Consider the following 11,226-nt stretch of genomic DNA (forward strand, 5'->3'; position numbering starts at 1 on the left):
CGATGCTCCCTGCTGTGATCCAACCGACACCCGACGAGTCGCGATCCGCGTCCGACGAGCCGCACCCCGCCTCCGACGACACGTACGGCGGAGCCCTCGGATCCCGGCTCAACTGGCTGCGGGCCGCCGTCCTCGGCGCCAACGACGGCATCGTCTCCACCGCCGGTCTCGTCGTCGGCGTGGCCGGTGCGACCAACTCCCGCACGGCGCTGCTCACCGCCGGACTGGCCGGTCTGCTGGCCGGCTCGATGTCGATGGCGGCGGGGGAGTACGTCTCGGTGTCGACCCAGCGGGACTCGGAGGAGGCGGCGCTGGACGTGGAGAAGCGGTGGCTGCGCGAGCGGCCCGAGGCCGAGCTGGAGGAGCTGACCACGATGCTCCAGGACCGCGGCCTGTCCCGCGAGGTGGCCCGGGAGGCCGCCCAGCAGCTGACCGAGCGCGACGCGCTCAGGGCCCACGCCCGCGTGGAACTCGGCATCGACCCCGACGAGCTGACCAACCCCTGGCACGCCGCCTGGGCGAGCTTCCTGGCGTTCACGGTCGGCGCGCTGCTGCCGCTGCTGGCCATCGTGCTGCCGCCGGCACCCCTGCGGCTGACGGTCACCGTCGTCTCCGTGCTCGCCGCGCTCGTCCTCACCGGCTACAGCAGCGCCCGGCTGGGAGCGGCCCGGCCGGGCCGTGCGGTGGTGCGCAACGTCGCCGGCGGGGCGCTCGCCATGGCCGTCACCTACGGCGTGGGAAGCCTGCTCGGCGCCTCCGTGCTCTGAGCCGCCGGACCCCGTCCCGCAGCGGTTTCACCTGGTCACAGGGGCCTCGACGCGCCAAACGCGCAGGCGGCGGCGTACCGTGAAGGGGTCCGGTCGCCGACCGGTGCGCGGTCCCCGCGGCGGACCGACGAACGCCTCATCCACAGCCGACAAGGAACCACGTCATGCGCGCCACCACCATCCACGCTCCGTACGACATGAGGGTGGAGGACGTCCCCGACCCCTCGGTGCAGCAGCCAACCGACGCGGTGGTGCGGGTGCTGCGCGCCTGCATCTGCGGCAGCGACCTGTGGGCCTACCGCGGGCAGGCGGAACGGCAGCCCGGGCAGCGCATCGGGCACGAGTTCCTGGGCGTGGTCGAACAGACCGGCAGCGAGGTGACCGGCGTCGGCACCGGCGACCTCGTGGTGGCGCCGTTCATGTGGTCCGACGGCGTGTGCGACTACTGCCGCGAGGGCCTGACCACCTCCTGCGAGCACGGCGGCTTCTGGGGCAGCCCGGGCCACGACGGCGGCCAGGGCGAGGCGGTCCGGGTGCCCCACGCCGACGGCACCCTGGTCAAGCTGCCCAAGGACGCCGTCGGCGACGACCGGCTGCTGGCCGCGCTGCTGACCCTGTCCGACGTCCTCGGCACCGGCCACCACGCCGCCCTCGGCGCGGGCGTGCGGCCCGGCGCCACGGTCGCGGTCGTCGGGGACGGCGCCGTCGGGCTGTGCGCGGTGCTCGCCGCCAAGCGGCTGGGCGCCGAGCGGATCATCACCCTCGGCCGACACCAGGCCCGCACCGACATCGCCCGCCGCTTCGGCGCCACCGACATCGTGCCCGAGCGCGGCGACGCCGCCGTGGAAGCGGTGCGCGAACTCACCCGCGGCCAGGGCGCCCACAGCGTGATCGAGGCGGTCGGCACGGAGCAGTCCATGCACACCGCCGTCCACCTCACCCGCGACGGAGGCGCCATCGGCTTCGTCGGCGTGCCGCACGGCAGCCAGACCGGCCTGGACCTCGGCGTCATGTTCAACCGGAACATCGCCCTACGCGGCGGCGTCGCCCCGGTCCGGGCCTACATCCCCGAGCTGCTGCCGGACGTCCTCGACGGCACCATCGACCCCTCGCCGGTGTTCGACATGACGGTGGATCTGGAGGGCGTGCCCGACGGCTACAAGGCCATGGACGAGCGCGTGGCGCTCAAGGTGCTCGTCACGAACTGACCGGCCGGCCCGACCGGACGGTCACGCCCTGCCGGTCCGTACCGGTCCTCGGCGGCCCGGATCACCAGCGGATCGGCAGCGGCAGCGCCGTCAGCAGCCCGGACGCCGCGATCACCAGGCCCAGCAGGGCGACCTCCGTGCGCGCCGGTACCAGGGCGCTCAGCGGGTCGGCGGCCCGGCGCAGCCGCAGCCGGGCCCATGCGGCGAGCGCGCCCACCCCTGCCACGAGGATCACCTTGGCCAGCAGGGCACGGCCGTAGGCGGTCGTGGTCAGCTGGTCGAGCACCGTGTCCGCCGGCATCCGGCGCAACGTGCTGCACATGCCCGTGGCGGTGATCGCGGCGAGCAGCAGCGCCGCCGCACGGGAGAACCGGCCCAGCAGGGCGGCGCCCTCGCGCCCCCGCCGCACCCGCAGGGTGCGCAGCACGTGCAGCAGACCGCCCGCCCACAGCGCCGCACAGGTCAGGTGCACCAGGGTCAGGACGGACCCGACGAGCGGGCTGTCCTCGGTCACCGGGTGGGCGCGCAGGGCCTCCGCCAGGATCACCACCGACAGCGGCCACACCTGCGCCGACGGACGGCGGGCGAACACGCACAGCCCCGCGGCCAGGAAGCCGTTGACCTCCAGCAGTGCCAGCACGCCGTCCCGGGTCCGGTACAGGCCGCCCACGTCGATCTGGCCCAGTCCGTGCGGAAGCAGATTGCCGGTGGCCACGACCGCGGCGAGCCCGGCGGAGGCCAGCCAGCCGGCGGCGGCCGCGTACCCGGACCAGCTGCGCGGCGGCGGCACCGGGGCGCCGGGCAGACGGGCGGCCAGCCGGTTCACGAACGCCTCGCCCACCGGCACGCAGACCGCCGCGAACAGCACCGTCCGCAGCAGACCGGTCCAGCGGACGCCCGGGGCGGCCGCCTCCCCCGTGCCGTGCAGTGCGCCGGACGGTCCGAGCAGCGGGATCAGCGCGGCCAGCATCACCAGCCCGAGGGCCACCGCGGCCCGTACCGTCGCGGCACGCCGGCCCGTGTCGCGGGCACCGGTCCCCCGAGCGACCTGACGTAACAGCGTCATCCCAGGATCTTCGCCAGAGCGGACGAAGGCAGGCAAGAGCGCCCAGGGAAGTGAGAGACGGACATTCCGTCGTGCGCCGTCCGGTGCGCCCGTGCACCCCGGTGAGACTTACGCCGGGGCCACCGCCCGTCGTCCCGGCGCACCGCCGGCCCCTCGGCGGGCCGGGCGGGAGGGCGCGCACCGGGCGCGCCCTCGCGGGCCACCCGGTCTACTTGGTCACCGCCGCCAGGGCGTCCACGATGCCCCGGCCGTAGAAGCCGTTGCGGTTCGTCGGGCCCTCGCACACCGCGTCGATCTTGCCGTCGCCGTCGATGTCGTACGGGTCGGTGCACGGGGTGCGGGTCGCCTCGGCGTACAGCAGCGCCTTGACCTGGGCGGCCGAGGCGTGCGGGTGCGTCGACTTGATCAGCGCGGCGACGCCGGCGACGTGCGGGGTGGCCATCGAGGTGCCGGACATGTACCCCCAGGTGCCGCCCGGCAGCGGGCCGAGGATCGAACCGCTGGTCGCCGGGGCCGGCGGCGTCTGGTAGGCCGTGGAGTCGCCGCCGGGCGCGGCGATGTCGATCACCGACCGGCCGTAGTTGGAGTAGGACGACTTGATGCCCTTGGCGCCGGTCGCGGCCACTGTGACCACGCCGGGCAGCTGGGTCGGGATGTCGAAGCAGGAGCGGGTGTCGACCACCCGGTCACCGGGGGTGGAGTCGTTCGGGGAGGAGGGGTCGGTGAGGGTGCGGGAGGCGAGGTCGTAGTTCTCGTTGCCGGCCGCGGCGACGTTGACGGTGCCCCTCTTCTCCGCGTACTGCGCGGCCCGCCGGACGGCCTCCACGAGCGCCTTCTGGTCCGGGTCGGTCACGCAGTTGAAGTACCAGGGGTCGGTGTAATAGCTGTTGTTGGTCACGTCGATGCCGTGGTCGGCCGCCCACATCAGGCCGCACACCACGGCCTCGGTGTAGAAGAAGCCCTCCGGGGTGGAGACCTTGATGCCGGCCACCTTCACACCCGGCGCGACGCCGGTGACGCCCACGCCGTTCTTCGCGCCCGCTATCTCACCGGCGACGTGCGTGCCGTGCGGGCTCTCCGAGGCGCCGGGCCGCCAGGCGCCGTCGGTGCGGTCCGGCTTGCCCGACACGCAGTTGACGGACGCCCGGCGGTCGAAGTTCGGGGCGATGTCGGGGTGCGTGTCGTCGACGCCGGTGTCGATGACGCCGACGGTCACCTCGGGGCTGCCGAGCGTCGTGCGGTGCGCCTGGTCCGCCTTGATGGCGGGCAGGTCCCACTGCAGCGGCTCGAGCGGGTCCTGTCCGTCGGCCGCCTCGCGCTGAGCCTGCGCCAGCTGAGCCGCGGTCAGCGGCTGCGGGACGGCGGTGTCGGTGGTCGACTGGGCGGGCAGCGGAGCGGTGCGGGTCGCGCCCGCCGAGTCGACTCCGCGCACCTTCCTCAGCGCTGTGGCGAAGTCCGGGTTCGCGGAGTGGACGACGATGACGCCTATGCGGTCGTACGACGTCACCACGGTGCCGCCGGCCTTCGCTATCGCCGTGCGCACCTGCGCCGTGAGCCCGTGTCCCGGGCGGACGTTGACGACGTAGCTGAGCGTGTCCGCGTCCGAGGCCGGGGCGGCGGCGGTGGTGGTGACCGCCGGGGCGGCCGATGCCGTGGCGTCCGGCAGGAAGGCCACCGCGGTGGCCATGGCCATACCGAGCGGAAGGGCGAGCGCGCGGCGCAGGCGCGGCTGAGACGCTGTCATCGGTGTGTGTCTCCCGTGGGTTCGCAGTGGCGGCAGACCGGGGCGCGCCGGTGTCCGGCCGGAGCCGGCGACCGCACAGGCCCCGCCTCGCGCGGGCGCACGGCCTGCCCGAGTGAGATGCCCCGTGTGTCGATTGATCAGTACATGACGGTCGTGCTGCGCCGAAGCTATCCCGGGGCCCCGTCGGCCAGCAATGAGTCGGTCGTCACTGTGCGCGTCACCCGCGAGAGATCCGGCCGGAGATGAACCCGTTCCCGAGCGGCGCCGTGGACGTTGGACAGGGGGACCGGCCGCCGTCGAGCCCCCTGCCGCATCCGAGCCGGTCCGACGACGCGGACGTGCGCGCGTCCCGGTCCGCACCCGACCCGCACCACGAGGAGTAAAGACGTGGCCACCGAGACACCGCCACCCTCGAAGACCCAGGTCCCGCTCCCCTCCCGCGAGGAGTTCGTCCGGGTTCAGGACAGCGAGGAGTTCGTCCGACTGCGCCGCTCCTACCGTTCGTTCGCCTTTCCGCTGACCGTCGCCTTCGTCGCCTGGTACCTGCTGTACGTGCTGCTGTCCAACTACGCCGGCGGCTTCATGGGCACCCGGCTGTTCGGCAACGTCAACGTCGCCCTGGTGCTGGGCCTCGCCCAGTTCCTGACCACGTTCCTCATCGCCTGGTGGTACGCACGGCACGCGGCGGCCACGCTCGACCCCGCGGCGAAGGCCATCAAGGCCCGGATGGAGGGCGACGCATGAGCCCGGCACTCACCCTGGCCGCCGGCGAGGCGAGCGAGCACCGCACCCTGATCGTCAGCCTGTTCGCACTCTTCGTCGTCGTCACGCTCGTCATCACCGTCTGGGCGGGCCGGCAGACCCGCGACGCCGCCGACTTCTACGCCGGCGGACGCCAGTTCAGCGGCTTCCAGAACGGCCTGGCGGTCTCCGGCGACTACATGTCCGCCGCGTCCTTCCTCGGCATCGCCGGCGCCATCGCCCTGTTCGGCTACGACGGCTTCCTGTACTCCATCGGCTTCCTCGTCGCCTGGCTGGTCGCGCTGCTGCTGGTCGCCGAACCGCTGCGCAACTCCGGCCGCTACACCATGGGCGACGTCCTGGCGTACCGCATGCGCCAGCGCCCGGTGCGCACCGCCGCCGGCGTCTCCACCATCGTCGTGTCGATCTTCTATCTGCTGGCGCAGATGGCGGGCGCGGGCGTGCTGGTCTCGCTGCTGCTCGGCATCACCAGCGACGGCGGCAAGATCGGCATCGTCGCCCTGGTCGGCGTCCTGATGATCGTCTACGTCACCATCGGCGGCATGAAGGGCACCACCTGGGTGCAGATGGTCAAGGCGGTGCTGCTGATGGCCGGCGCGCTGCTGCTGACCTTCCTGGTGCTGCTGAAGTTCGACTTCAACGTCTCCGACCTGCTCGGCAGGGCCGCCGACAACAGCGGCAAGGGCGCGGCCTTCCTGGAACCCGGCCTGAAGTACGGCGTCACCGGAACCAGCAAGCTGGACTTCCTCTCGCTCGGCATCGCCCTGGTGCTCGGCACCGCCGGACTGCCGCACATCCTGATCCGCTTCTACACGGTGCCGACGGCCAAGGCGGCCCGTACGTCGGTCATCTGGGCCATCGGCCTGATCGGCGTGTTCTACCTGATGACGTTGGCCCTCGGCTTCGGCGCCGCCGCGCTGATCACACCCGACGAGATCACCTCCTCCAACAAGGCGGGCAACACCGCGGCACCGCTGCTCGCCCTGCACCTGGGCGGGGTGGACTCCACCTGGGGCGCGGTGCTGCTGGCCACCATCTCCGCGGTCGCCTTCGCCACCATCCTGGCCGTGGTCGCCGGCCTCACCCTGGCCTCGTCGTCGTCCTTCGCCCACGACATCTACGCCAACGTCATCAAGAAGGGCACCGCCACCGAGAAGCAGGAGGTCCGCGCGGCTCGCTGGGCGACCGTCGGCATCGGCGCGGTCTCCATCGTGCTGGGCGCCCTGGCCCGCGACCTGAACGTCGCCGGTCTCGTCGCCCTCGCCTTCGCGGTGGCCGCCTCCGCCAATCTGCCCACCATCCTCTACAGCCTGTTCTGGAAGCGGTTCACCACCACCGGCGCCCTGTGGTCGATCTACGGCGGCCTGGTCTGCGCGGTCGGCCTGGTGCTGTTCTCGCCGGTGGTCTCCGGCAAGCCCACCTCGATGTTCCCGGACGCCGACTTCGACTGGTTCCCGCTGGAGAACCCCGGGCTGATCTCCATCCCGGTCGGCTTCCTGCTCGGCGTCGTCGGCACCCTGCTGTCCAAGGAGAAGCCGGACACCGGCGCCTACGCGGAACTGGAGGTGCGCTCACTGACCGGCACCGGCGCCCACTGAACGGCGCCCCGCCCCCGCAGGTCCGCAACGCCCCGGGGTGCGGGTCGGCCCCACGCCCGCACCCCGGGGCTCCGTCCCGCGACCGAGTCGGTGTCACCGGCGCTGCTCTCGCGTAGGCTCACTGGTGAGGGAACCTCAGTGACCTACGCGGGAGGGGGCCACGTGCTCAGCGACACCTTCGGCCGGGTGGCCACCGACCTGCGGGTCTCGCTCACCGACCGGTGCAATCTGCGCTGCACGTACTGCATGCCCGAGGAGGGCCTGCAGTGGCTGGCCAAACCCGACCTGCTCACGGACGACGAGATCGTCCGCCTCATCCGCATCGCGGTCACCACCCTGGGCATCACCGAGGTCCGCTTCACCGGCGGCGAGCCCCTGCTGCGTCCCGGACTCACCGGCATCGTCGAGCGCGTGGCGGCCCTCGACCCGCGCCCCCAGTTGTCCCTGACCACCAACGGCATCGGTCTGGGGCGCACCGCGCACGCCCTGAAGGCGGCCGGCCTGGACCGGGTGAACGTCTCCCTGGACACGCTCCGCCCCGAGGTGTTCAAGGCCATGACCCGCCGCGACCGGCACCGGGACGTCCTCGACGGTCTGCGGGCCGCCCGGGAGGCCGGACTGACCCCGGTCAAGGTCAACACCGTGCTGATGCCCGGGCTGAACGACGACGAGGCTCCCGACCTGCTGGCCTGGGCGATGGAGCACGACTACGAGCTGCGCTTCATCGAGCAGATGCCGCTGGACGCCCAGCACGGCTGGAAGCGGGAGGGCATGGTGACGGCGGGCGACATCCTCGCCTCGCTGCGCACCCGGTTCGAGCTGACCCCGGAGGGCGCCGGGGAACGCGGCTCGGCCCCGGCCGAGCGGTGGATCGTCGACGGCGGCCCGTACCGCGTCGGGGTGATCGCCTCCGTCACCCGGCCGTTCTGCGCGGCCTGCGACCGCACCCGGCTCACCGCCGACGGGCAGATCCGCACCTGCCTGTTCGCCACCGAGGAGACCGACCTGCGCGGTGCGCTGCGCTCCGGCGCACCCGACGAGGAGATCGCCCGCATCTGGCGGCTGGCGATGTGGGGCAAGAAGGCCGGGGCGGGCCTGGACGACCCGTCGTTCGTCCAGCCGGACCGCCCCATGTCGGCGATCGGAGGCTGAGCGGCCGGGCGGTGCGCGGCCACGGGCGCTCAGGCGCCCTCGCGTGCCTCCCACTCACCGAGCAGCACCACGTCCTTCAGGAATCCGCGCACGCCGAGGAACTGCGACAGATGGTCCCGGTGCTCCTCGCAGGCCAGCCACGTCTTGCGGCGCTCGGGGGTGTGGATCTTCGGATTGTTCCAGGCCAGCACCCACACGGCGGCGGCACGGCAGCCCTTGGCGGAACAGATCGGGGTCTCGTCACTCACAGGTTCGTCTCACAGCCACGGCACACAAGGCGACGCCGAGCAGCCACGGGGGGAGCTGCCCGGCGTCGGTCCTGTCGCTCCGACGGGGGATGCGGAGCGCTTACGCAGTATGTCACGACACGCTCGCACCGGAGCCCGGAACACCACGATCCGGGTGCGCCGGTGCCCGACGTGCCACGCCGGTGCAGGTCAGGACGGGCGCCCGGGCACCGCTCACGCTCTTTCGCCGGGCTCGCGCGCCCCGCTCGCGGTGTGCGCGGCGGGATCGTCCCGCCCGTCCCGGCGCGCACCAGCTGCCGCACCGCGGCCGGTTCGATCCGTGTGCTCCCGCGGGCCGTCCGCGGTGCCTTCCTCGGTGCCCGGGCCCTCGTCCGGGGTGCGCGGCCCGGTCAGCATCGGCTTGGGCGGCATCGAGACGAACGTCGACGGCAGCTTCGGCGCGTTCTCCCGGCCGGCGTTGGCGATCACCACCGCGATGTAGGGCATCACCATGCCGATCACGAAGGCGGCGATGGCCACGACACGCTGGACGTTCCACAGCCCGACCGCCAGCAGCACCGACACCGTACGGACCGACATCGAGATCACGTACCGGCGCTGGCGGCCCCGTACGTCCTCCTGCAGGCCCGTCCGGGCTCCCGTGATCCGGTAGACCGGGACGTTGCCACGGCCGTGCCGCGTCCGCATCACCATTCACCATCCGCCCGCACCGGACAACTTCTCCGGGCCCGCCTCCGGCACCACCGTCGGCACACCGGCCCACACACCACCACCGTACGCCGCCCCCTGGCCGGCCACGAGGCCGGGGCGCTCCTCGCCTGCGGAAACCACTCGCGCGGCCCGGCGGCACGGCACGGCGCTCGTCGAGCCTCGGGCACGCCCCCACGCCCGGGCACGCCCCCACGCGGACGCGCTCGACATGCGGTGCGGGACCGTCCGGCCGACACTGAGCGTGATGCTCGCGTCGATCCGGACGAGGAGGCAGCCATGGGCTGGGTGTGGGCGATCATCGTAGGTTTGATCCTCGGCCTCATCGCCAAGGCCGTCATCCCGGGCAAGCAGCACAGCCCGCTCTGGCTGACCACCCTCTTCGGTCTGCTCGGTGCCATCGCCGGCAACGCCGTCGCCCGGGCGGCCGGCGTGGAGGAGACCCCCGGCATCGACTGGACCCGGCACATCTTCCAGCTCGTGGCCGCGATCATCATCGTCGCCATCGGCGACATGCTCTACCTCGCCCTGTGGGGCAACCGCAGGCGGCGCCGCGAGAGGGCCTGAGCCCGGTGCCCCGGCGCGGGCGCGCGCAGACATCCGCCCGCCGCACCTGTGCCCCGTACGCCGAAGGCGGCTCCCGCCGGACACCGGAAGGAGCCGCCTTCGTGACGCCGTGGCGCGCCCTGCTCAGGCGCCCGTGATCTCCACCGCGGCCAGGTTCCTCTTGCCGCGGCGCAGCACCAGCCAGCGGCCGTGCAGCAGATCCTCCCGGGCGGGCACCGCGTCCTCGGCGGTGACCTTGACGTTGTTCACGTAGGCGCCGCCCTCCTTGACGGTGCGGCGCGCGGCCGACTTGCTGGGCGCCAGGCCCACCTGGGCCAGCAGGTCCACCACCGGAGCCGGCTCGGACACCGTCACGTGCGGCACCTCGGACAGCGCCGCGGCCAGCGTCCGCTCGTCCAGCCCGGCCAGCTCACCCTGACCGAACAGCGCCTTGGACGCGGCGATCACCGCGGCGGTCTGATCGGCGCCGTGCACCAGCGTCGTCAGCTCCTCCGCCAGCGCCCGCTGCGCGGCCCGCGCCTGCGGCCGCTCCTGGGTCTGCCGCTCCAGCTCCTCCAGTTCCTCACGGGACCGGAAGGACAGCATGCGCAGGTAGCGGCAGACGTCCCGGTCGTCCACGTTCAGCCAGAACTGGTAGAACGCGTACGGCGTCGTCATCTCCGGGTCCAGCCAGACGGCGCCGCCCTCGGTCTTGCCGAACTTGGTGCCGTCCGCCTTGGTCATCAGCGGCGTCGCCAGCGCGTGCACCTGGGCGTCCGGCTCCAGCTTGTGGATCAGGTCCAGGCCCGCGGTGAGGTTGCCCCACTGGTCGCTGCCGCCCTGCTGGAGGGTGCAGCCGTAGCGCCGGTACAGCTGCAGGAAGTCCATGCCCTGCAGGATCTGGTAGCTGAACTCGGTGTAGCTGATGCCCTGGTCGGACTCCAGGCGGCGGGCCACCGAGTCCTTGGTGAGCATCTTGTTGACGCGGAAGTGCTTGCCGATGTCCCGCAGGAACTCGATCGCGGACAGGTTCGCCGTCCAGTCCAGGTTGTTGACCAGCACGGCCGCGTTCTCGCCCTCGAAGGAGAGGAACGGTTCGATCTGCCGGCGCAGCTTCTCCACCCAGCCGGCCACCGTCTCCGGGTCGTTCAGCGTGCGCTCCGCGGTCGGCCGCGGGTCGCCGATCAGGCCGGTGGCGCCGCCGACCAGGGCCAGCGGCCGGTGCCCGGCCTGCTGGAGCCGGCGCACGGTGAGCACCTGCACCAGATGCCCGACGTGCAGCGACGGGGCGGTCGGGTCGAAACCGCAATAGAACGTGACGGGACCGTCCGCGAGCGCCTTGCGCAAAGCGTCCTCGTCAGTGGACAGGGCGAACAGCCCCCGCCACTTCAGCTCGTCGACGATGTCCGTCACGGTTCTCGTGTCTC

General features: G+C 72.8%; 11 protein-coding genes. 6 read left to right on the forward strand and 5 right to left on the reverse strand.

The window, feature by feature from the left end; all coding sequences use genetic code 11:
• The first annotated feature begins 14 nt into the window (after positions 1 to 14).
• Both OG899_RS21000 and OG899_RS21005 read left to right on the forward strand, forming a co-directional pair.
• Positions 15 to 767, forward strand: a complete 753-nt coding sequence (locus OG899_RS21000; protein ID WP_229814325.1) for a VIT family protein — start codon at positions 15 to 17, stop codon at positions 765 to 767.
• Positions 768 to 931: 164 nt separating this feature from the next.
• Complete coding sequence (locus OG899_RS21005; RefSeq protein ID WP_125499063.1) at positions 932 to 1,975, forward strand: zinc-dependent alcohol dehydrogenase family protein; 1,044 nt, start codon at positions 932 to 934, stop codon at positions 1,973 to 1,975.
• Between the two features lie 61 nt (positions 1,976 to 2,036).
• Here the strand turns inward: OG899_RS21005 and OG899_RS21010 are convergent, their stop codons facing one another.
• Positions 2,037 to 3,041 (reverse strand): CopD family protein, encoded by a 1,005-nt coding sequence (locus OG899_RS21010; protein WP_168131310.1) that lies wholly within the window; start codon positions 3,039 to 3,041, stop codon positions 2,037 to 2,039.
• 208 nt (positions 3,042 to 3,249) lie between these two features.
• Complete coding sequence (locus tag OG899_RS21015) at positions 3,250 to 4,785, reverse strand: S8 family serine peptidase (protein ID WP_125499065.1); 1,536 nt, start codon at positions 4,783 to 4,785, stop codon at positions 3,250 to 3,252.
• Positions 4,786 to 5,172: 387 nt separating this feature from the next.
• On the opposite strand from OG899_RS21015, the gene OG899_RS21020 reads away from it, so the two are divergent.
• The 3 genes from OG899_RS21020 (at position 5,173) to moaA (ending at position 8,297) form a co-directional block, all read left to right on the forward strand.
• Positions 5,173 to 5,529: a DUF485 domain-containing protein gene (locus OG899_RS21020; protein ID WP_125499066.1), complete on the forward strand. Its 357-nt coding sequence runs from the start codon at positions 5,173 to 5,175 to the stop codon at positions 5,527 to 5,529.
• Positions 5,526 to 7,145 (forward strand): cation acetate symporter, encoded by a 1,620-nt coding sequence (locus OG899_RS21025; RefSeq protein WP_189428355.1) that lies wholly within the window; start codon positions 5,526 to 5,528, stop codon positions 7,143 to 7,145. The genes OG899_RS21020 and OG899_RS21025 overlap by 4 nt, the downstream gene beginning before the upstream one ends.
• Before the next feature lie 162 nt (positions 7,146 to 7,307).
• Positions 7,308 to 8,297, forward strand: a complete 990-nt coding sequence (gene moaA / locus OG899_RS21030; protein WP_125499068.1) for a GTP 3',8-cyclase MoaA — start codon at positions 7,308 to 7,310, stop codon at positions 8,295 to 8,297.
• A gap of 29 nt (positions 8,298 to 8,326) precedes the next feature.
• Here moaA and OG899_RS21035 read toward each other — a convergent pair whose 3' ends face one another.
• Both OG899_RS21035 and OG899_RS21040 read right to left on the reverse strand, forming a co-directional pair.
• Entirely contained in the window at positions 8,327 to 8,545 is a 219-nt protein-coding gene (locus tag OG899_RS21035) for a hypothetical protein (protein WP_125499069.1), read from the reverse strand.
• Positions 8,546 to 8,758: 213 nt separating this feature from the next.
• A complete protein-coding gene (locus tag OG899_RS21040; protein WP_168131308.1) occupies positions 8,759 to 9,232 on the reverse strand; it encodes a DUF3099 domain-containing protein in 474 nt (157 codons plus the stop codon).
• A 300-nt stretch (positions 9,233 to 9,532) separates the two neighbouring features.
• Here OG899_RS21040 and OG899_RS21045 point away from each other — a divergent pair, with 300 nt between their 5' ends.
• Positions 9,533 to 9,820 carry a GlsB/YeaQ/YmgE family stress response membrane protein gene (locus OG899_RS21045; protein ID WP_125499071.1) on the forward strand — a complete coding sequence of 96 codons (288 nt, stop codon included), beginning with the start codon at positions 9,533 to 9,535 and terminating at the stop codon, positions 9,818 to 9,820.
• Positions 9,821 to 9,943: 123 nt separating this feature from the next.
• Here OG899_RS21045 and tyrS read toward each other — a convergent pair whose 3' ends face one another.
• Complete coding sequence (gene tyrS, locus OG899_RS21050) at positions 9,944 to 11,212, reverse strand: tyrosine--tRNA ligase (protein WP_125499072.1); 1,269 nt, start codon at positions 11,210 to 11,212, stop codon at positions 9,944 to 9,946.
• Positions 11,213 to 11,226 lie beyond the last annotated feature (14 nt).

The organism is Streptomyces thermoviolaceus (assembly GCF_045209695.1).
Lineage (GTDB): Bacteria > Actinomycetota > Actinomycetes > Streptomycetales > Streptomycetaceae > Streptomyces > Streptomyces thermoviolaceus.